This is a genomic window from Pseudomonas sp. WOUb67, from assembly GCF_050058005.1.
In the GTDB taxonomy this organism is placed as follows: Bacteria; Pseudomonadota; Gammaproteobacteria; order Pseudomonadales; family Pseudomonadaceae; genus Aquipseudomonas; species Aquipseudomonas putida_R.
The window spans coordinates 3073208-3094707 of record NZ_CP170112.1 but is presented as its reverse complement, the minus strand read 5'-3'; the positions used below and the strand labels follow the sequence as shown (position 1 = coordinate 3094707).

Here is a 21500-nt window from a genome sequence, read left to right as displayed (position 1 = left end):
TCTGAAGGTGGCCGAGAACAATCGAGGGATGTGTAATGGTCAAACCGCAAACGCTGTCCACCCTGGCCCTGGCCACCCTGCTGGCCAGCCAGGCCGCGCCGGCCGTTGAGCTGTACGCCGACGATGACAGCCACCTGAACGCCGACATGCTGGCGGTATGGGGCATGTTCAACAGCCGCAAGAACTACGACGGCACCACGGGTGGTTCGACCTGGCGCGAAGGCTTCATCAAGTATGGCCTCAGCGGTGACCAGGGCCTGGCCGGCAGCGGCACACTGTACGGCAGCCTGAACTGGGTAAGCTCGGCCACCTGGGGCGACGGCGATGCGGCCGGCAATACCGATGGTTCCGAACGCACCACCAAGATCGAAGACGCCTTCCTCGGCTGGCGCTCCGCCGACCTGTTCCCCGCGCTGGGCAAAGATGGCGTGGACGTTTCCGCCGGCCGCCAAACCATTCGCCTGGGCAGTGGCTTTTTGATCAACGACGACGGCCCGAACCTGGGCAATGGCGTTGCCGACGGTGCGCTGGACCGTGGCGGGGCCTACTACCTGGCCGCCCGCCACGCCTTTGACCGCACCGCCATGCTGCGCCTGGGGGGCAGCGATGGCCTGCATGGCAGCCTGCTGTGGCTGAAATCCGACAACCGCGCCCAGGCCGAAACCGAACTGGCCGCCGGCACGCTGGACTACACCCACGCCCTGGGCACCCTGGGGCTGACCTGGATTCACGGCATCAACGTCACCGACCAATGGGCCAGCGACTTCCAGAAAGCCCGTGAAGGCATGGACGTGTACAGCGTGCGTGGCGAAGGCAGTGCCGGCATCGACAATGCCAGTTTCGCTTTCGAATACGCCTGGCAGGACAAGACCGACGGCCCCGAGCAAGCCTGGTACCTGCAGGCCGGCTACACCTTCGCCGACCTGCCGTGGGCACCGCAGGTCACCTACCGCTACACCCGCTACTCGGCAGGCTGGGACTCGCTGTTCAGCGGCCTGTCCAGCGGTTATGGCACCTGGTTCCAGGGTGAAGTCGCCGCCAACTACGCCGGCCCGTTCAACAGCAACACCGGCATTCACCATGTGGGCATAAAGGCGACACCGCTGGAAAACCTCACGGTCGGCGCGCTGTACTTCGACTTCGACACCGTGCGCAGCCGCGACAGCCTCAACCTCGATGCCCGGGAGCTGGACCTGTATGTGGAATGGGCGGTGAACGAGCACCTGATCATCAGCCCGCTGGTGGGCCTGTACCAGCCGCGCAAGGACGAGAGCAACGGCGGCAACCAGGTGGGAGGGAATGGTACCAATGTGTATAGCCAGCTGACGGTGGCTGTGCCGTTCTGAAGTCGCCACCCCCACCAATATCTAAAAGCTTGCAGGATCCCTGTGGGAGCGGGCATGCCCGCGAAGAAAGCGACTCGGTATATGGCACCGGCTTTGCCGGTGTTCGCGGGCATGCCCGCTCCCACAGGCGTGAGTGGCTTTCCGGAAGGGTTTGACCTTGACTGGGCCGGCGCATACTATTTGCCAACCTACCGATCGGTAGGTGAAAAATCAGCCAGAGAAAACCATGCAAGCCAATCCCTCCCCTCCCGTACGCTTCAGCTTCGCTCTGGGCCTAGGCCTGATCGGCGCCCTCGGCCCTTCCGCCGTCGACATGTACCTGTCGAGCCTGCCGGAAATCGCCAGCCACTATCAGGCAAGCTTCACCCGCGTGCAGCTGACACTGACCTTCTTCCTGCTGGCCATGGGCGCCGGCCAGCTGATCTTTGGCCCCATCGTCGACGCCTATGGCCGGCGCAAGCCGCTGCTGGCCGGCCTGCTGCTGTTCATCCTGTGCTCGCTCGGCGCAGCCGCAGCTCCCAGCCTCGACACCCTGATCATGCTGCGGTTCTTCCAGGGCCTGGGCAGCGCGCTGACCCTGGTGGTGATCATGAGCATGGTGCGCGATGTCAGCCAGGGTGTTGCCGCGACCAAACTGTTTGCCCTGCTGATGACCATCGAAGGCGTGGCGCCAATCCTGGCACCGGCCCTGGGCGGCGTGATCGACGCGCATTTCGGCTGGCGTGCAGTGATGCTGGTACTCGCCGGCATGGGCGTGGCAGTGCTGGTCAACAGCGTGTTGAACCTGCCGGAAACCCTGCCCTTGGGTAAACGCGAGCCCCTGCGCCTGGGCCACGCCTGCCGCACCTACCTGGCCATCCTGGCCGACCGCCGTTTCCTGCGCCCGACCCTGGCTGTGGCTGCGGTGTTCTTCTTCCTGTTCGCCTACATCGGCGGTGCCACCCTGGTGTACCAGGCCCACTACGGCCTGAGCGCCCAGGCCTTCGGCCTGCTGTTCGGCGCCACCGGCGTGTCGATCCTGTTCGGCGCCATGACGGCCAGCCGCCTGATCAGCCGGCTGGGCCTGAACACCCTGACTCGGGTGGGCGTGCTGTGCATGGCCGGCGGCGCCTGCATCAGCCTGCTTGGCGCACTGACGGGCCTGGGGCTACCGGGTGTGGCTGGCGGCATGGTGGTAGCCCTGTTCGGCCTGGGGATAGCCGAGTCAACGCTGATGTCGCTGGTGATGGCCTCGCAGGACAAGGCACTGGGCTCTACCGCAGCGCTGCTGGGCGCCATCCAGCTGTCGGCGTCTGCCGGCGCGGCCCCTCTGGCCGCAGTGGTAATCAACCACGGCCCGACCGCGTGGGCCGCGCTGCTGGCCCTGTGCACCCTGGTGGTATGCCTGCTGACTGCCCTCAGCCTGCGCGACACCCCGGCCAGCTTCTCGCTCGCGGGCCATTGAAGCCCTGGCACTGACGGTCAACTCGGCTGGCAGGCAGGCACAAGACGACCTACCAGTCGTTAGCGAAACTGGCTGCCACGTCACCAACAACAAATCCGACGGCAGCCAGCCCTGCGAGACCCGCCATGATCCTCGATACCAGAATTGACTTCATCTACCTGTCCGAGCAGGACATGATCCGCGCCGGCGTCACCGACATGCCGGCCTGTGTCGACACCATGGAAGAAATGTTCGGCCTGCTGTACCAGGGCGACTACCGCATGGCCGGCCCGAACAGCGACTCGCACGGCGCGATGATCACCTTCCCCGAACAATCGCCGTTCCCCAACATGCCCAAGCCCACCGCCGACCGGCGCATGATGGCGATGCCGGCGTACCTTGGTGGCAACTTCCAGACTGCAGGCGCCAAGTGGTACGGCTCGAACATCGCCAACCGCGAGAAAGGCCTGCCCCGCTCGATCCTGATGTTCACCCTCAACGATGCCGACACCGGCGCGCCACTGGCGCACATGTCGGCCAACCTGCTGTCGGCCTACCGCACCGGCGCCATCCCGGGTGTCGGTGCCCGCCACCTGGCGCGCAAGGACGCCAAGGTCATCGGCCTGGCCGGCCCGGGGGTGATGGGCAAGACCACGGTCGCCGCGTTCATGGCCGTCTGCCCGCTGATCGACACCCTCAAGGTCAAGGGCCGTGGCCAGAAGAACCTGGATGCGTTTGTCGCCTGGGTGAAAACCAGCTTCCCGCAAATCACGAATGTACAGGTGGTTGAAACCCTGGAAGAAGTGGTACGCGGCTCCGACCTGGTCAGCTACTGCAGCTCGGGCGAAGTCGGCGACCCCAGCCAGTACCCGCTGGTGCGCCGCGAGTGGGTCAAGCCTGGCGCGTTCCTGGCCATGCCAGCCCCGTGCAGCATCGACGCCGGCATGGAGCAGGCCGACGTGCGCAAGGTGGTGGACAACACCGGCCTCTACGAGGCCTGGTTCGAAGAGCTGCCCAAGCCTGCGCACAACCATGTGCCGCTGGTAGGCGTGCGCTTCATGGACATGATTGCCGAAGGCACGCTGGCCGCCGAGCAGGTGGAAGACATCGGCAAGATCATCAGCGGCGACGCACCGGGCCGCCTGCATGACGACGAAATCATCCTGATGTCGGTGGGCGGCATGCCCGTCGAAGACGTGGCCTGGGGCACCGTGGTGTACCGCAAGGCGCTCGAGCAAGGCATCGGCGTGAAGCTCAACCTCTGGGAAACCCCCGTTCTCAGCTGACCCCCCGCAACCGGATAACAAGGCAAAGCCCATGACACAGATCATCAAACTGAAAACCGGCTCCAAGTTCGAAGACATGGCCAGCTACTCCCGCCTGGTGGCGGTGGACAACTGGATTCACGTCTCCAACACCGCCGGGCGCAACCCGCAGACCCAGGTCATTCCAGAGGATGTCATCGAACAGACCCACCAGGTGTTCGCCAACATCGAAACCGCGCTGGCTGCGGTCGATGCCAGCCTGGCCGACGTCATCAACTCACGGGTGTTTATCCAGGACCCTGCCGATGTGCCACGAGTAATGGACGTGATCGGCGAGAAGTTCCGCGGCATCGACCCGGCCACCACGGTCACCTGCCCACCGCTGGGTTCGACCGTTTACAAGGTCGAGCTGGAGGTCACCGCCTACCGCGGCGCGGGGCAAGCGCAAGTGACCCTGATCCGCCTTGGCCAGTGAGGCCACTGGCTGGCGCTGAGCACTCCCCCTGCACGAACAATAAAGAGTAAAGCCATGTCCCCCACGATCGCCCCTGTGCAAACCAGCACCCGCCACCCCGACGCCACCACCGTGGTGATCATCGGTGGCGGCATTATCGGCCTCACCGCCGCATTGAGCCTCGCCGAACGCAACATACCGGTGGTGGTGCTGGAAAAGGGGCGCATCGCGGGCGAGCAGTCGTCGCGCAACCTGGGCTGGGTGCGCAAGACCAACCGCCACGCCCATGACATTCCCCTGGCGCTGGCGGCTGATCGGCTGTGGGCCGAGATGCCCGCACGAGTGGGCAGCGACGTTGGCTATCGCCAGGCCGGCATCATGTTCATCGGCCGCAACGACACACAGATGGGCATGCATGAAGGCTGGCTGAAAAGCGTCGAGGCGCTGAACCTGGATTCGCGGCTGCTGAGCGCGCGTGAAATCGCGCAGATGGTGCCGGGTGGTCGGGCGGATTGGGCTGGTGGCATCTTCACGCCGTCGGACGCCCGCGCCGAACCAACCCTGGCCGCCAGCGCCATCGCCCGAGCGGCAATCGCCAAAGGTGCGGTGCTGGTGGAGAACTGCGCAGTGCGCACTTTGGTCACCGCAGCCGGCCGTGTCAGCGGGGTGGTCACCGAGCAAGGCGAAATCCGCTGCGACCAGGTGTTGCTGGCCGGGGGCCTGTGGTCGCGCAAGTTCCTCGGCAACCTGGGCATCAACCTGCCGACCTTGCCGCTGACCTGTTCCGTGTTGCGCACAGCGCCCATGGACGGGCCAACCGACATCGCCGTTGGCGCACCAGACTTTTCCTTCCGCAAGCACAAGGACGGCGGCTACATCATCACCCAGCGCGGCGCGCTGGATGCCTTCCTCACTCTGGACCACCTGCTGCTGGGCAAGCGTTACCTGCCCCAACTGCGTGCCCAGCGGGATTTCTTGCGCATCAGCTTTGGCAAGTATTTCTTCAAGGACCTGGCCTTGGCCCGGCGCTGGAAGGCTACCGATGTAACCCCTTTCGAGCGGGTACGGGTACAAGACCCGCACGCCAACCCGGCACTTAACGACGAGGCCATGCGCAACCTGAAAGCGGCCTGGCCGGTGTTCGAACAGGCACGCATCGCCAGCGCCTGGGCCGGCACGATCGACGTCACCCCCGACTCCAACCCGGTCATCGGCCCTGTGGCCAGCATCCCGGGCCTGACCCTGGCCACCGGCTTCTCCGGGCATGGCTTCGGCACCTCACCTGCTGCCGGCCAGCTGGCGGCAGACCTGGTTGCCCAGGCCACCCCGCTGATCGACCCGTCCCCGTACCGCTTCGAGCGCTTCGCCTGACACCGCACCCGCCCTCACGGGCTTTGTGGAAGCGAGCAAGCCCGTGAACACCGCGTCGTATTCTTCGCGGGCAAGCCCGCTCCCACAGGACCTGCGTCTGGCTCGATTTATGCGCTGGACGCAATCCCTGTGGGAGCGGGTTCACCCGCGAACACCGGCAAAGCCGGTGCCATCCACCGCGTCGCATTCTTCGCGGGTAAACCCGCTCCCACAGGACCGGTGTCTGGCTCAATTTATGCGCTGGACGCAATCCCTGGGAGCGGGCGCGCCCGCGAACACCGGCGTAGCCGGTGCCATCTACCGCGTCGCATTCTTCGCGGGTAAACCCGCTCCCACACGGGGGGCGTGCCCCCTTTTAGATTTTCAGCCAGGCAGCTGGTCCAACTGACTGTCTCGATTACAAGGCAGGTACAGGACCTGTAGGAGCAGCCTTGTGCTGCGAAGAGGCCGTGGCAGCCAAAGATGATTTTCAGCCCTACCGGCCTCTTCGCAGCACAAGGCTGATCCTACCTGGTGATGCGGTAGCCTGAGTGATGGTGCAAGACAGTTGCTCCCACAGGACCGGTGTCTGGCTCAATTTATGCGCTGGACGCAATCCCTGTGGGAGCGGGCGCGCCCGCGAACACCGGCGTAGCCGGTGCCATCTACCGCGTCGCATTCTTCGCGGGTAAACCCGCTCCCACACGGGGGGCGTGCCCCCTTTTAGATTTTCAGCCAGGCAGCTGGTCCAACTGACTGTCTCGATTACAAGGCAAGTACAGGACCTGTAGGAGCAGCCTTGTGCTGCGAAGAGGCCGTGGCAGCCAAAGATGATTTTCAGCCCTACCGGCCTCTTCGCAGCACAAGGCTGCTCCTACCTGGTGATGCGGTAGCCTGAGTGATGGTGCAAGACAGTTGCTCCCACAGGACCGGTGTCTGGCTCAATTTATGCGCTGGACGCAATCCCTGTGGGAGCGGGCGCGCCCGCGAACACCGGCGTAGCCGGTGCCATCTACCGCGTCGCATTCTTCGCGGGTAAACCCGCTCCCACACGGGGGGCGTGCCCCCTTTTAGATTTTCAGCCAGGCAGCTGGTCCAACTGACTGTCTCGATTACAAGGCAAGTACAGGACCTGTAGGAGCAGCCTTGTGCTGCGAAGAGGCCGTGGCAGCCAAAGATGATTTTCAGCCCTACCGGCCTCTTCGCAGCACAAGGCTGCTCCTACCTGGTGATGCGGTAGCCTGAGTGATGGTGCAAGACAGTTGCTCCCACAGGACCGGTGTCTGGCTCAATTTATGCGCTGGACGCAATCCCTGTGGGAGCGGGTTCATCGAGGCGTCGAACCGCCGCGAACACCGGCAAAGCCGGTGCCATCCATCGCGGTGTATTCTTCGCGGGTAAACCCGCTCCCACAGGAATCTGCGTTGTTCAAGCTGTCAACGAATGTAGCTGCCGCCATTCACATCCAGCGTCGCGCCGTTGAGCGACACCTGCGACGGCCGCAAGGCAAACGCCACCAGCTCGGCAATCTCGGCCGGGCTGGCCATGCGCCCCACCGGGATGTCCGCTAACGCCGCCGCTTCGCCATGCTGGGCAATGAACTGCTCGGCCATGTCGGTGCGCACCCAGCCCGGGGCAATGGCCACCGCGACCACACCCTGCGCGGCCACGCTGCGCGCCAGCGACTTGGTCAGGTTGACCAGCGCCGCCTTGCTGCTGCCGTATGGCAGGGCATCGGCCGCATAACCGCGTTGCGCTGCGCGGCTGGCCATGTTGATGATGCGCCCGCCACCCTGCACACGAAAATGCGCCACGGCTTCCCGGCACAGGTCGGCCGCCGCGAAGAAGTTGACCTGAAACTCCCGCCGCCAAGCTGCGCGCCACTGTGAGGAAGGTGCATCCAGCGCAATTTCGGTACGGATACCCGCATTGTTGACCAAGCCGTGAATGCGTCCTCCTGCCAGCTCCAGCGCCGCTTGCCAGAGTTTGTCCGGCCCGCAGTCCTCGCTCAGGTCACCCTGCACGGTCCAGCCGTTGCCACCGATACGCGCCAACAGTTGCTCTGCGCCGTGCGCATCGCGGCTGTAATGGATCAGCGCCTTGGCACCTTCGGCCACCACCTGTTCGACGATGGCAGCGCCAATGCCACCGGTAGCGCCGGTCACCAGCACGGTCTGCCCGGCCAGAGGGCGTGCCAGATCACTCATTCTTGTTCACCTGGGCATTGGCGGCGAGCGATGCCTTGTCGACCAGCCGCTGGATGTCACCGGTCTCTCGGCGCTGCGCCAGGTAGATGTTCAGCACCTGCAGGTCGGCCGGGGAAATATCACGGCGCACGCCAAACGATACGCCCTGCTTGGCCAGCGCCGGCTTGGGCAGGATCTCGCGGGTCCAGCCGGGGTTGGCCAGGGCGAACAGGTGGTTGGTGTCGCTGGCGTCGACCAGCACATCGGCGCGCTTGGACATCACCGCCAGGCGCGCTTCGTCCATGCCCGGCAGGCGCATGATCTTGCCGTTGCGAATCACCGAGGAAATGGCTTTTTCCTGGGCAGTGCCAGACATCACCGCAAAGGTCACCTCCGGCTTGTCGAGGGCGCTGATGTCGTCCTTCACCTCGGCCATTTTGGGGTTGTCCTTGTTCACCAGCAGCGACACCTGGTAGTCGGTGGCCGGCACGGTAAAGCCCACCGCCAGCGCACGCTCCGGCGTCTGGTTCAGGGCCATGGCCAGGTCCCACTTGCTGCTCTGCAGGCCGGCCACCAGGTTGTCCCAGCTGGTATCGACGAAGGCCACCTTGACCTTCAGCACCTTCTCGCCGAAGTCGCGGCACAGGTCGACGAAGTAGCCGCTGTAATCGCCGCTACTGGCATCGCGCATCACGTAGGGCGCGGCCACCGCCGCGCCGCAGCGCAACACACCGGCCTTCTGCACGTCCTGCCATATCGAGGTTTCTGCTGCCTGGGCCGCCGACTGGGCCAGCAAAGCCCCACAAAGACCGGCGCCGATGACCAGGGCCTTGAGGGATGACGAGCGCGATGAATGCATGGTGGACCTCACTGAAATTCGTTGTTTTTGGGCAGGAAGGTACGGCAAGAACCTGCACGCAACAGTCAATGCATGCAAGGATGCATACAACATAGGAACTCTCTCATCGCCTGTCAACAGCCCTCGATCCGGGGCTTTTCGGGCACTGCTAAAAAAATCCGGGCATGAGTTGACAGGTCGCATCACTGCGCAATACCTTGAATACAGCACTGCACACATCGAAAAACTCAACGAAGCTCAGTGTGATCCTTTTTGCTTGCTCTTCTGCCTACAAGAACAATTCACCGGAGAGATTCAAAATGACCATTCCCCGTTTGGTGGCCGCCCAGCCACAGGCTTCGCTCACCCCGGATTCCACCCTGGGCGGCGATTTCATCCAGCTGCACGGTGTGCGCAAGGCCTACAGCGAGCAGCTGGTGGTGATGGACCAGATGGACCTGGGCATGCGTGCCGACGACCGGCTGGTGATCATTGGCCCGTCCGGCAGCGGCAAGAGCTCGCTGCTGCGGGTGCTGATGGGCCTGGAAGGCATCCAGGGCGGCAGCATCCGGTTCCAGGGCAAACCGTACATCGACGGCAGCCGCAAACAGGGCAAACCCCTGGACGAAACCCTGCACAAGCAGATTGGCATGGTGTTCCAGCACTACACCCTGTTCCCGCACCTGTCGGTGCTGGGCAACCTGATCCTGGCACCGGTCAAGGTGCACGGCATGAGCAAGGCCGAGGCCACCGAAAAGGCCCGCGCCTACCTGGCCCGACTGGGCCTGGAAAGCAAGCTGCACGCCTACCCCAGCCAGCTGTCCGGCGGCCAGAAACAGCGCGTGGCCATCGCCCGGGCGCTGATGCTGGAGCCCCGCCTGATGCTGTTCGACGAAGTCACCTCGGCGCTGGACCCGGAAATGGTCATCGAAGTGCAGAACGTGATGATGCAGCTGGCCGAGCAGAAGATGGCGATGATCATCGTCACCCACGACATGCACTTCGCCCGGCACATCGCCACCCGCGTGGTGTTCTGCGCCAACGGCAAGGTGGTCGAGCAAGGCCACCCCGAACAGATCTTCACCCGGCCTCGGGAAGCACGCACGCGTGAGTTCCTCGAGAAGGTTGTGCAGTTCGATTGAGGGCGCTGCGATGAACTACCAATTCGATTTCCACTTTCTCAACGGCAGCCTGCCGGCCCTGCTCGACGGGCTGAAGGTAACGCTGGAGCTGGCCCTGGTCTCGAACCTGATCGGCCTTACCTGCGGTTTCGTGCTGTGCCTGATGACCCTGAGCCGCTGGTTCTTCGTGCGCTGGCCGGCACAACTGTTCATCGAGTTTTTCCGCTGCACCCCGGCGCTGCTGCAGATCGTCTGGTTCTTCTACTGCGTGCCGATGCTGTTCGACGTGTTCATCGACCCCATCGCCATGGGCTTCCTGGCCCTGGGCCTGAACCTGACCGCATTCAACGCCGAAGCCTATCGCGCCGGTGTGCAGGCGGTGCCGCGCGAACACCTGGATGCCTCGATCGCACTGGGCCTGAAGGGCTGGCAACGCACCCTGTACGTGGTGTTGCCGCAAGCATTGCGCAGCGCCCTGCCGGTGTTGATCACCAATGGCATCGGCACCCTGCAGCAAAGCGCACTGGTGGCCATCGTCGCCGTCGCCGACCTGATGTACGTGGGCAAGAGCCTGGCCACCGAGGCCTACCGCCCGCTGGAAACCTACACCCTGATCGCCTTGATCTACTTCGCCCTGTCGTTGCCGATCGCGCAGCTGGTGCAGTGGTTCGAACGGCGCCAGGAACTGGCCGCCCAGCGCTGAGGAGAACGTCATGCCACTCGATTTTTCGGTTGTATTGCACTACTGGCCGGTGCTGCTCAAGGGCCTGGCCCTGACCTTGGCGTTCACCGCAGTGTGCGCGCTGCTGGGGAGCCTGCTGGGCTTCGTGGTCAGCCTGCTGCGCCAGACGAAGCTGAAGCTGGTGCGCCTGCCGCTGGCCCTTTATGTGGAGTTTTTCCGTGGCACGCCGCTGCTGATCCAGCTGTTCTGGGTGTTCTTCTGCTTCCCGGTGGTGTTCGGCCTGGACATCCCGCCCTACGTGTCGGTGCTGATCGCCCTGACCCTGTACATGGGCGCGATCACCAGCGAGACCTTCCGTGGCGCGCTGAAGTCGATTGCCAGCGAACAGCACGACGCCTGCACCGCGCTGGGCCTGACCTCGCGGGTGAAGGTGCTGTACGTGGTGTTCCCCCAGGCGCTGCTGCGCTCGGTACCGCCACTGCTGTCGAACGTGGTCAGCCTGTTCAAGGAAAGCGCGCTGATCTCCTCGGTCGGGGTCGCCGACCTGATGTTCGTCGGCCAGAACATTTCCAACAGCACCGCGCGCCCGGTCGAGTTCCTCTCGGCAGTGGCCGTCATCTATTTCCTGGTGGCCTTCCCGCTCACCCGCCTGGTCGGTGTGGTCGAGGGGCGCCTGCTTCGTCGCTACGCCTACTGATACCTTCCCCAAGGAGAGTTACCCGATGAAACTGAATGGCATCCTGCCCGCCCTGGTCACCCCGTTCGACGCTGCCGGCAAAGTCGATCACGACACCCTGGCCGCGATCCTCGAGCATCAGCTGGCCGCTGGCGTGAAAGGTTTCGTGCCGCTGGGCTCGACCGGTGAGTACTACGCCCTGGCCAACGACGAACGCCGGCAGATCCTGGCCACCGTCAAGGAAGTGGTTGGCGAACGCGGCACCCTGATTGCCGGCGCCAACGGCTCCTGCACCCGTGAAGTGCTGGAGCAGGTGCGGCAGACCGTCGACGCCGGCTACACCAACCTGCTGATCGCCCCGCCCTACTACGCACTGCCGTCCCAGGAAGAGCTGCTGGCCCACTACAACACCATCCTCTCGACGTTCCCCGAGATCAACGTGGTGCTCTACAACTACCCGATCCGCACCAACGTCGAAGTGGGCCTGGACGTGGTCGCCGCGCTGCACGAGCACCCGCGTGTGATCGGCATCAAGGAAAGCAGCGGCAACCTGTTGCGCGCCATCGAGATTGGTGAGAAATACAAAGGCATCCAGCTGTCGTGTGGTTCCGACGACCAGGCGCTGGATTTCTACCTGTGGGGCGCAGACAGCTGGATCTGCGGCCCGGCCAACATCTTCCCGGAGAAGGTGGTGGCCTTCCACAACGCGTTCACCGGCGGCGATATCCGTGGCGCCCAGCGGATCATGCGCAGCCTGTTCCCGGCCATGGCCAACCTGGAAAGCGGCAAGTTCGTGCAGAAGGTCAAGTACGGCACTGAGCTGGCCGGTTTCAAGGTGGGCCCGGCGCGTGCGCCGCTGCTGCCGCTGACCGATGAAGAGAAGGCCGAGTTCCGCAAGGTGTTCGAGGCCTCTCAGGCCTGATGCTTTCCCTTGTAGGAGCAGCCTTGTGCTGCGAAGAGGCCGGTATGCCCAGCAGAGTTGCAGTGCCTGGGCTGGCCTCTTCGCAGCTCAAGGCTGCTCATACAGGAACCTCACACACCCTTTAGAGCATGTGATCCATGAACAACCCGCACCCCTCACCGCAACAGGCTGTAGTCATCGGCGGCGGCATTGTCGGTGTGTGCTGCGCGCTGTACCTGCAGCGCGACGGCCACCGGGTCACCCTCATCGACCCTGCCGCCCCCGGCGACAGCACCGCCAAATGGAGCTGCGGGCAGATGGCGGTCAGCGAAGTCATCCCGCTGTCCAAGCCCGGCATCCTGATGAAAATACCCGGCTGGCTGCTGGACCAGAAAGGCCCGCTGGCCCTGCGCCCCAGCGCCCTGCCCGGCATCCTGCCATGGTTCATGCGCTTCCTGGCCTGCGCCCGGCCCTCGAAAATCAACGAAATCGCCCAGGACATGGCGCGCCTGACCCAGCATGTTTATGAAGACTATGCGCCGTTGCTGGAGGCATGCCCCGACAAGACCCTGCTCGGTGACCGCCCGATTCTGGAAGTGTTCGACTCCCCGGCGGGCCTTGAACACGAACGCCCGCACCTGGAGCTGCGCAAGCAATTGGGCTTCCGCTCCGAAGAGCTGAACGGCGAGCAGATCAGCGACCTGGAACCGGCCCTGGCCGGCAAGTTCCAGCACGGCCTGATGTTCCCCGACTGGCGTGCCGTGAACGACACCGAAGGTTTCATCGCCGCCCTGACTGAAAGCTTCATTGCCCAGGGCGGCGTGCGTGTGCGCCAGCGGGTGGAGAAGATCGACGAACACCACGACAAAGCCACCGGCGTCACCCTGCAAGACGGCACCCGCGTTCCCGCCGACCTGCTGGTGGTCGCCGCCGGCACGGGCTCGCGCGCCTTCTTCAACTCGCTCGGTGTGCACATCCCGCTGGCAGGCATCGCCGGCTACCAGGCCGTACTGCCACAGCCTGGCGTGGAAATCCGCCACTCGGTGATCTACGCCGATGGCGGCTTCTGCTTCGCCCCCATGACCCGTGGCCTGCAGATTGGCGGCACCATCGAGTTCGCCGGCGCCAATGCCGAGCCCAATTTCAGGCGCGCCGAAATCATCATGGAAAAAGCCCGCCGTGTGCTGCCGCAACTGAACACGCAAGGCATGGAATTCGGCGTCGGCTATCGCCCGTTCCTGCCCGACACAAAACCTGTGATCGACCGCTCGCCACGGCTGAAAAACGCCATCCTGGCCTTCGGCCACGGCCAGCTCGGCCTCACCCTTGGCGCCACCACCGGCCGCCTGGTGAGCGACCTCGCCGCACAGCGCAGCCCCACCCAGAACCTTTCTGCATTCGGTGCACGACGCTTCGCCGTGCTTGGAGGAAACGCATGAACCGCTTCGACCAGTTCTACATCAATGGCCAGTGGGTCAGCCCGATCAATGGCGGCAGCTTCAATTCGTATGACCCGAGCGACGAAAGCCTGATCGCCAGCGTGGCCTCTGGCTGCGCAGCAGACGTGGACGTTGCAGTAAAAGCTGCCCGTGCCGCGTTTGACGAAGGCCCATGGCCGCGCCTGAGCGGTGCCGAGCGTGGCGCCTACCTGCGCAAGATTGCCGAGGGCATCCGTGCCCGGCAAGAGGCACTGGCCGAGCTGGAAGTGCGTGACAACGGCAAGCCGTTCCCGGAAGCCATGTGGGACATCGGCGACACTGCCGGCTGCTTCGACTTCTACGCCAACCTGGCCGAGGAACTGGACACCCAACGCGAAAAACCGGTGGCGCTGGCCGATGACCGCTTCAGTTCCCTGGCGCGCAAGGAGCCCATCGGCGTAGCCGGCGCCATCGTGCCGTGGAACTTCCCCATGCTGATGGCTTCGTGGAAGATCGCGCCGGCCCTGGCCGCGGGTTGCTGCATCATCCTCAAACCCGCCGAACAAACCTCGCTGACCGCCCTGGAGCTTGCCCGCATCGCCGATGAAGCCGGCCTGCCCGCTGGCGTGCTGAACATCGTCACCGGCCCGGGCTCCACCGTCGGTGCAGCCATCACCGCGCACCCTGGTGTCGACAAGCTGGCGTTTACCGGCAGCGTGCCGGTGGGCAGCCGCATCATGCAAGCGGCCGCCCAGGACATCAAGAACGTGACCCTGGAACTGGGCGGCAAATCGCCGTTCGTGATCTTCGCCGACAGCGACATCGAACAGGCGGTGGAATGGATCCTGTTCGGGATTTTCTGGAACAAAGGTGAGGTCTGCTCCGCCACCTCCCGCGTGCTGGTGGAGCGTGCAGCCTACGCGCCATTGCTCGCCCGCCTGGCCGAGGAAACGCGCAAGATCAAGATCGGCAACGGCATGGACGAAGGCGTGCTGCTTGGCCCGCTGGTCAACCGCAACCAGTACGAAGGCACCCTGCAAGCCATTTCCCGCGGCCTGGAAGAAGGCGCGCGCCTGGTGTGCGGCGGCGAGCGCCCGGCGCACCTGGACAAGGGCTTCTACCTGCAGCCGACAGTGTTCGCCGACGTGCCGGAAGACAGCTGGATCTGGAACGAGGAAATCTTCGGCCCGGTGGTGTGCATCCGCCCGTTCGACAGCGAAGAAGAAGCGGTAAGATCGGCCAATAATTCGCGCTTTGGCCTGGGCGCAGCCGTGATGTCCAAGGACCTGCAGCGCTGCGAGCGCGTGGCGCGCAGGTTCCGTGCGGGCATCGTCTGGATCAACTGCTCGCAACCCACCTTCACCGAAGCCCCTTGGGGTGGCTACAAGCAAAGCGGCATTGGCCGCGAGTTGGGTGAATGGGGCCTGAACAACTACCTGGAAACCAAGCAGATCACCCGCTACGACAGCGAGCAGCCTTGGGGCTGGTACATCAAGTGAGGTAACACCCATGCGTTGGAAACAGACCCTTCAGCTGGCCGAAGTGCACTGCGAAGGCGAAATCGGCAAGGTCATCACCGGCGGCGTGCTGGGCATCCCCGGCGCCACCATGCTGGACAAGATGAACTACATCAACGACGTGGATGACAGCCTGCGCCGCCTGGTGACACTGGAACCGCGTGGCTGCCTGCAGATGTCGGTCAACCTGTTGCTGCCGCCAACCCGGCCAGAAGCCCAGGCAGGCTTCATCGTGCTGCAGGCCGACAAGGCCCACCCGATGTCCGGCAGCAACTGCATCTGTGTGGTCACCGCCCTGCTGGAGCTGGGCATGCTGCCAATGCAAGAACCCGAGACCACGGTGGTGCTGGACACCCCCGCCGGCCTGGTCACCGCCCGCGCCCAATGCGCAAACGGCCGCTGCCTGAGTGTTTCGCTGGACATGGTGCCCGCCTTCGTCGAGCACCTCGACCTTGCCATCGAAACCGAGGCCTTTGGCCCGATCAACATCGATGTGGCCTTTGGCGGCGTTTACTACGCGCTGATCGACGTGGAACAGACCGGCCTGTCGATTGCCCCGCAACATGCCCGCGCACTGGCCGATGCCGGTGTGGCCTTGAAAGCGGTGATCAACCGCCAGCTGAACATCCAGCACCCGTTGCTGCCTTCGGTCAACGAAGTGGCCTACGTGATGTTCCGCAACCGCCTGGACGCGCGCACCTACCAGACCTGCACCACCCTGCCACCGGGGCGGGTCGACCGCTCGCCCTGCGGTACCGGCAGCTCGGCCAACCTGGCCACCTTGGCAGCACGCGGGCTGGTGCAGGTCGGCGACCCGCTGGTGTCGCGCTCGACCATCGGCGGGCAGTTCCAGGTAGAGCTGCTGGGCCACACCGAGGTGGCCGGGCGGCCAGCGGTGCTGCCACGGGTGACCGGGCGGGCCTGGCTGTACGGCCTGCAACAGCTGGGGGTGGACCCGGACGACCCACTGGCGGCGGGCTTTATGCTGAGCGATACCTGGGGGGCTGGCCTTTCCTGATCCTCAACGGCAGTGCCCGCTCCCTGTAGGAGCAGCCTTGTGCTGCGAAGAGGCCGGTAAAGGCTGTACACAAGCTGTGCTGCCACTGGCCTCTTCGCAGCGCAAGGCTGCTCCTACAGAGAGCGCGTGATGCCGGGATGAAAACAACAAGGGCCGGCCTGTATGATACGGCCGAGCCCAACCGAGACCTGATGATGGCCAAAGATACCGATACCGAAGGCGCGCCACGACGCCACAGCGGCCGCTATATATACGAAGAGCTGCGCAAACAGATTCTCACCCTGAAGCTCAAGCCCGGCGTACAGCTGGACGAAGTCTCGCTGGCTGCGCAGTTCGGCCTGTCCCGTTCGCCGGTGCGTGATGCCCTTGCCCGGCTGATCACCGAAGGGCTGGTGGTGATCCTGCCAAACCGCACCACGCTGGTGACGCCGTTCGAGATCGAGGAATTCCCCAACTACATCTCTGCCCTGGACCTGATCCAGCGCGCCGTCACCCGCCTGGCCGCCACTCAGCATCGCGAAGAAGACCTGGCGGCCATCCGCAAAGCCGACGCGGCCTACCTCAAGGCGGTGACCGGCGGCGACTTCCAGGCCATGTCCGAGCTGAACAAGGCCTTCCACATGGCCATTGCCCGGGCCGGGCGCAACCCCTATTTCATCAACTATTACGAACGCCTGCTGGGCGAAGGCCAGCGCTTGCTGCACCTGCACTTCGACCACGTGGTCAGCTCGGCCGGTGCCCATCGCCTGGGCCGCGACCATGATGAAATCATCGAAGCCATCGCCGCTCGCGATGCCGACGCTGCCGAAGCAGCCGCCCACGAACACACCATGCTGTTCCAGCGCCGGTTCCTCGACTACATGCAGCAGAACCTCACGGCGCGCATGTCCATCGCCTGACCCGTAAAGCACCTTGAACCACATTGCGGGGCTGACTACGTCAGCCCTGTTGACACTCGCACGCCCACTCACTAGATTGCATGCAGCGCTGCACACAATATAACAGGAGTCGTGAATGAACAGGTTCCAGAAGAAAGTGGCGATCGTGACCGGTGGCGCGGGGGGCATCGGCGCCGCCATTGCCTCCCGGTTGGCAAGCGAAGGTGCGACCGTGGTGGTCAGTGATGTCAACCTCAAGGCAGCGCAGGCTGTTGTGCAGGCCATTGAGGCTGAAGGTGGCAAGGCCCTGGCCATGGTCGCTGACATCGCCTCGGGCGAGGCTTGCCGCGGCCTTGTGCAGGCAGTCGCCAGCGAGTTCGGGCGCATTGATGTGCTGGTCAACAACGCCGGCATCAACCGCCGCGGCAACCTGCTGGCCCTGAGCGAAGACGACTGGCACAGCAGCTTTGCCGTCAACCTGGATGCCATGTTCCACCTCTGCCGGGCCGTGCTGCCAGGCATGATCGAGGGCGGTGGTGGTGCCATCGTCAACACCGCTTCGCAGTGGGGCCTGTACCCGGCGCCTGGGCACATTGCCTACAACGTGACCAAGGCGGCGGTGGCCTCGTTCACGCAGAACCTGGCACGCGATTATGCGCCGCAGAAGATCCGGGTGAATGCCGTCTGCCCGGGCGAGATTCACACACCGATGCTGGAGGCTGGGGTATTGCGCTCAGGCCGCACCATTGCCGACCTGGACCGCATGGTGCCGTTCGGGCGCATTGGCAAGCCGGAAGAAGTGGCTGCGCTGGTGGCCTTCCTGGCGTCGGACGAGGCGGCGTTCATGTGTGGGTCGCTGGTGGAGATCACCGGGGCGCAGGCGGTGGCCTAAGGTACAGGCTTGCGCGAAATCTGTAGGAGCAGCCTTGTGCTGCGAAGAGGCCATTAATGCCAAAGAAGATCTTTAGCCTCACCGGCCTCTTCGCAGCACAAGGCTGCTCCTACAGGGTGTGCGCAAGGCATCAGAACGTGGTCGGCTAGCGGAACTGGTACTCCAACCCCGCCCCCGCATACCACGAGCGCCCGGGCGCTGCCTCGTAATAGCGCCCGTTGCTGTCGCCGACAATCACCGACCCCACATACTGCCGGTCAAACAGGTTGTCCAGGCGCACCAGCTGGTGGAACGTCCAGGCCCCGACATGCTGCTCGAACCGGGTCCGCCAGTTGAATACCGCATACGCAGGTGCGGCCTTGGCGTTGTTGCTGTCGTCCACATACACCTTGCTGCGGTACTGCCCTTCAACCCCCATGCTGATGGACGACATCGGCTTCCACACCAGCTCGCCATACAGGTTGTTCAGCGGCACACCGGGCAGCCGGTTGCCACTTTTGATGGCCTGGCTGATGTCATCGGCGTAGCGGGCATCGGTGCGGGTGTACACCAAGGTGGTCTGCCACTGCTCGCTCAGGTCACTCTGCAGGCTCGCCTCAAAGCCGCGTCGTACAGTACGCCCGCCATTGCGATAGCTGGTTCGACCATCCGTAGCGCTGGCCACGACGATTTCGTCATCGGTGTGAATCTCATACACCGCCGCATTCAGGCGCGTACGCTCGCCAAGCCGGTACTTCACACCCATTTCGTACTGCATGCTGGTGGCGGGCTTGAGGCCGAAGTTGAAGCTTTCGGCCAAGCCAGGCGCATAGGCCATTTCGGCCTGGGTGGGGGTTTCAAAGCCTTTGCCGACGCTCACGTAACCGCGCAGGTCCGGCGTGAACGCGTACATCACCGACAGCGATGGCGTGGCCTGCTGGTACTTCTTCGAGCCGCTTGAGTCGCCGTTGGCCAGGTAATGGTCGTCGACACGCATTTCCATGGTGCTGTAGCGCAGCCCCAGCTCGCTGGTCCAGTTGCCGATTTCCCAGTGCGCCTGGAGGTACGGGTCCAGGCTGGTCGCGGTGTCTTTCTCGTCACGGCGCAACTCGCCTTTCACGCCCAGCTGGTCACCGCTGAAGTTCTGGTAGCCGCGGCGGTCGTCCTTGCTCTGGTCGTAATCGGCGCCGACGGTGAAGGTGAGATTGCCCGGCACGTCGGCAACCGGCTGTATCCAGCGCAACGTTCCGCCGTGGAACTCGCGGTCGAAGGCCACAACCCCGCCGCCGCGCTGGCTGTTGGAAGCCACCGTTCTGGGGATGGACAGGTACTGCACCACGCTGCGCCGCCCCGCATACAGGTTGAACTGCAGCGTGGCATCGCCAAAGTAGCGCTCGTAGTTCATGCCCAGTTGCTGGTGGTCGATGCTTTTGCGGGTGTTGTAGGTTTCGGCCACTGCCGCCGTGGAGCGCGGGTCATGCTTGTAGGCATCCCAGGTTTGCCCCAGCGGGTCCTGCGTGTTGTTCTGCTCCAGGCTGCTGTAGATCAGCGCCATGCGCGAGTCTTCATCGGGCTTGAAATTGACCTTGGCGAAGGTCTGGTCACGGCGCGCGGCACTGTGGTCGCGGTAGCCATCGGTATCCAGGCGCGAGGCATCCAGTACAAAGCCTGCGGTGTCGTTACCGCCCTCGGCCGACAGGTGATTCTTGTTGAAGCCGTCGCTACCGAACGTGGTTTCGGCCCCCACACGTGCGGGCCCCTGCCCGTCGCGGGTAAACATCTGGATCACACCACCGGCGTTGCTGCCGTACAGCGTCGCTGCCGGGCCGCGCAGCACTTCGATACGGTCGGCCACGTCCAGGTTCAGCGTGGCGGCCTGCCCTTGCCCGTCGGGCGTACTGGCCGGTATGCCGTCACTCAGCAGCTTGATGCCACGCACGCCAAAGGCCGAACGTGCACCGTAACCCCGCGAGGAAATCTGCAGGTCTTGCGCGTAGTTCTGCCGGTTCTGCACCACCAGTCCAGGTACTTTGCTCAGCACTTCCGACAGGTTGACGCCAAGTTGGCCATCCGTGCCGTGGGACAGGTCAACCGTATCCACCGAAAACGGCAGGTCGAATGTGCTGGTGGGCGCATAGGCGCCGGTCACCACCAGCGGGTCCATGACCACTATATCGGGTACGTCGGGGGCGGCTTGGCCGGTGGTGCTCATGCCCCCTGTCAGCAAAAGGGCAAAGCCTGTCCGGGCAGGCAAACGGGAAAGGATTGGGTACATGCGAAACTTCCTGAAACCCGGGCCTGGCCCCTTACGAGCCAAGTCCGGGGTAACGCTACCGTGCGCAGGCACGGCATACGCAAAAAAATGAATTGAAAAGGATGGCGGCAAGCCAGCGCTAGATTCTGTTGGCGTAGCAGTGCCTCTGGGTACTGACCACCGACACCCGCTTCTCGATTGCCCTGCCTTGGTAATCCAGGGCAATGCGCACGATCTGCAACAGCGGCGCCCCCACTTCGATACCCAGCACCTGTGCCTGGCTGGCATCGGCGCTGATCGCAAAGATGCGCTCATCGGCATGTGCCACCGTGGCACCGAAGCGCTGCTGGTACAGGCGATACAGCGTGTTGGGCAGTACTTCAGGCTGCCTTTCCAAGCCAATGAAGCGCTCGGCGCACAGGGTGATGTCCTCGTAGATGGCCGGCTTGCCATCCAGCTCGCGGGTACGCGAAATGTGGATCACCTTGGCGCCCGGCTGCAGGCCCAACGCCTGCGCTTCCTGCGCACTGGCCTTGCGCACCTTGCGCCCCAGCACGATCGAAACCGGCAGGCAGCGCTCGCCGTCGGGGCGGCAGATGTTGAAGAAGCGGAACAACGCATGGTCGCCATCATGGGTGGCGACCGAGGTCCCCTTGCCCTGCTGACGCACCACCACGTTCTCGGCCACCAGCTCGTTGAGCGCCTTGCGCAGGGTGCCGACGCTGACCTGATAAGTGGTCGCCAGCGCCGCTTCGCTGGGGATGAACGTGCCGGGCGACCACTCACCTGTATGGATGCGCTCCATCAGCAAGTCCTTGATCTGCATGTACAGCGGCTGGAAGGTCGGGGCCTTTTGCGGGTTCTGCAGGGCGTCGGTCATGGTCATCAGTCGTCGGCAGTTCGTATGGCGCAAGTATACCCCAAGCACGAAAGAAAGCACCGCACCTTGACTATCCTATAACCTATGTCCTATACATGACTTACGGCATATGAATGACCGTCACAGGAGAACAACAATGAGCATTGATTTTGTCGTCCACGATGCCGACGACGCCGTCGGCGTCGTAGTAGTCGAAGGCGTGCAGGCGGGCCAGAAGTTGACAGGCTGGGTCATGGACCAGGACCAGACCCTGGAATTCGTGGTGCGCGACGCCATCCCGATCGGCCACAAGCTGGCCATCCGTGACCTGCAGGAAGGCGATACGGTGATCAAATACGGTGTCGACATCGGCCGGGTGATCAAGCCCATCCGCGAAGGCGAGCACCTGCACGTCCACAACGTCAAAACCAAGAGGTGGTAAG

General features: G+C 63.9%; 19 protein-coding genes. 15 read left to right on the top strand and 4 right to left on the bottom strand.

Annotation, left to right across the window (positions count from 1 at the left end; all coding sequences use genetic code 11):
* Nucleotides 1–35 precede the first annotated feature (35 nt).
* From ABOC32_RS14000 to ABOC32_RS13980, 5 genes are all read left to right on the top strand, one after another.
* The gene (locus ABOC32_RS14000) at nucleotides 36–1346 is read left to right on the top strand and encodes a hypothetical protein (RefSeq protein WP_426811439.1); all 1311 of its coding nucleotides are present in this window, start codon (nucleotides 36–38) and stop codon (nucleotides 1344–1346) included.
* Nucleotides 1347–1572: 226 nt separating this feature from the next.
* The gene (locus ABOC32_RS13995; RefSeq protein ID WP_426811438.1) at nucleotides 1573–2790 is read left to right on the top strand and encodes a multidrug effflux MFS transporter; all 1218 of its coding nucleotides are present in this window, start codon (nucleotides 1573–1575) and stop codon (nucleotides 2788–2790) included.
* A 125-nt stretch (nucleotides 2791–2915) separates the two neighbouring features.
* Nucleotides 2916–4055, top strand: a complete 1140-nt coding sequence (locus tag ABOC32_RS13990; RefSeq protein WP_426811437.1) for a tyramine oxidase subunit B — start codon at nucleotides 2916–2918, stop codon at nucleotides 4053–4055.
* A 31-nt stretch (nucleotides 4056–4086) separates the two neighbouring features.
* Entirely contained in the window at nucleotides 4087–4509 is a 423-nt protein-coding gene (locus ABOC32_RS13985; protein ID WP_016498980.1) for a RidA family protein, read from the top strand.
* A gap of 54 nt (nucleotides 4510–4563) precedes the next feature.
* The gene (locus tag ABOC32_RS13980; protein WP_426811436.1) at nucleotides 4564–5859 is read left to right on the top strand and encodes an NAD(P)/FAD-dependent oxidoreductase; all 1296 of its coding nucleotides are present in this window, start codon (nucleotides 4564–4566) and stop codon (nucleotides 5857–5859) included.
* Between the two features lie 1415 nt (nucleotides 5860–7274).
* Here ABOC32_RS13980 and ABOC32_RS13975 read toward each other — a convergent pair.
* On the bottom strand, nucleotides 7275–8045 hold the full coding sequence (locus ABOC32_RS13975; protein ID WP_426811435.1) for an SDR family NAD(P)-dependent oxidoreductase: 771 nt from the start codon (nucleotides 8043–8045) through the stop codon (nucleotides 7275–7277).
* Complete coding sequence (locus ABOC32_RS13970; protein ID WP_426811434.1) at nucleotides 8038–8883, bottom strand: transporter substrate-binding domain-containing protein; 846 nt, start codon at nucleotides 8881–8883, stop codon at nucleotides 8038–8040. The genes ABOC32_RS13975 and ABOC32_RS13970 overlap by 8 nt, the downstream gene beginning before the upstream one ends.
* 299 nt (nucleotides 8884–9182) lie before the next feature.
* On the opposite strand from ABOC32_RS13970, the gene ABOC32_RS13965 reads away from it, so the two are divergent.
* From ABOC32_RS13965 to ABOC32_RS13925, 9 genes are all read left to right on the top strand, one after another.
* Complete coding sequence (locus ABOC32_RS13965) at nucleotides 9183–10004, top strand: amino acid ABC transporter ATP-binding protein (RefSeq protein WP_426811433.1); 822 nt, start codon at nucleotides 9183–9185, stop codon at nucleotides 10002–10004.
* A gap of 10 nt (nucleotides 10005–10014) precedes the next feature.
* Nucleotides 10015–10686: an amino acid ABC transporter permease gene (locus tag ABOC32_RS13960; RefSeq protein WP_043199785.1), complete on the top strand. Its 672-nt coding sequence runs from the start codon at nucleotides 10015–10017 to the stop codon at nucleotides 10684–10686.
* Nucleotides 10687–10696: 10 nt separating this feature from the next.
* Nucleotides 10697–11362: an amino acid ABC transporter permease gene (locus ABOC32_RS13955; protein WP_086977568.1), complete on the top strand. Its 666-nt coding sequence runs from the start codon at nucleotides 10697–10699 to the stop codon at nucleotides 11360–11362.
* A 25-nt stretch (nucleotides 11363–11387) separates the two neighbouring features.
* Nucleotides 11388–12263, top strand: a complete 876-nt coding sequence (locus tag ABOC32_RS13950) for a dihydrodipicolinate synthase family protein (RefSeq protein WP_426811432.1) — start codon at nucleotides 11388–11390, stop codon at nucleotides 12261–12263.
* 137 nt (nucleotides 12264–12400) lie between these two features.
* Nucleotides 12401–13681, top strand: a complete 1281-nt coding sequence (locus ABOC32_RS13945) for an NAD(P)/FAD-dependent oxidoreductase (protein ID WP_426811431.1) — start codon at nucleotides 12401–12403, stop codon at nucleotides 13679–13681.
* Nucleotides 13678–15159 carry an aldehyde dehydrogenase family protein gene (locus ABOC32_RS13940; RefSeq protein ID WP_426811430.1) on the top strand — a complete coding sequence of 494 codons (1482 nt, stop codon included), beginning with the start codon at nucleotides 13678–13680 and terminating at the stop codon, nucleotides 15157–15159. Before ABOC32_RS13945 ends, ABOC32_RS13940 begins: the two co-directional genes overlap by 4 nt.
* Before the next feature lie 10 nt (nucleotides 15160–15169).
* Nucleotides 15170–16195 carry a proline racemase family protein gene (locus ABOC32_RS13935; RefSeq protein ID WP_426811429.1) on the top strand — a complete coding sequence of 342 codons (1026 nt, stop codon included), beginning with the start codon at nucleotides 15170–15172 and terminating at the stop codon, nucleotides 16193–16195.
* Between the two features lie 191 nt (nucleotides 16196–16386).
* The gene (locus ABOC32_RS13930) at nucleotides 16387–17094 is read left to right on the top strand and encodes a GntR family transcriptional regulator (RefSeq protein ID WP_426811428.1); all 708 of its coding nucleotides are present in this window, start codon (nucleotides 16387–16389) and stop codon (nucleotides 17092–17094) included.
* 115 nt (nucleotides 17095–17209) lie between these two features.
* A complete protein-coding gene (locus ABOC32_RS13925) occupies nucleotides 17210–17965 on the top strand; it encodes an SDR family NAD(P)-dependent oxidoreductase (RefSeq protein ID WP_426811427.1) in 756 nt (251 codons plus the stop codon).
* A 145-nt stretch (nucleotides 17966–18110) separates the two neighbouring features.
* Here the strand turns inward: ABOC32_RS13925 and ABOC32_RS13920 are convergent, their stop codons facing one another.
* Nucleotides 18111–20156 (bottom strand): TonB-dependent receptor family protein, encoded by a 2046-nt coding sequence (locus tag ABOC32_RS13920; RefSeq protein WP_426811426.1) that lies wholly within the window; start codon nucleotides 20154–20156, stop codon nucleotides 18111–18113.
* A gap of 181 nt (nucleotides 20157–20337) precedes the next feature.
* A complete protein-coding gene (locus tag ABOC32_RS13915; RefSeq protein ID WP_050491877.1) occupies nucleotides 20338–21078 on the bottom strand; it encodes a GntR family transcriptional regulator in 741 nt (246 codons plus the stop codon).
* A 136-nt stretch (nucleotides 21079–21214) separates the two neighbouring features.
* Here ABOC32_RS13915 and ABOC32_RS13910 point away from each other — a divergent pair, with 136 nt between their 5' ends.
* Complete coding sequence (locus ABOC32_RS13910; RefSeq protein ID WP_043199623.1) at nucleotides 21215–21499, top strand: UxaA family hydrolase; 285 nt, start codon at nucleotides 21215–21217, stop codon at nucleotides 21497–21499.
* The last annotated feature ends 1 nt before the right edge of the window (nucleotide 21500 follow it).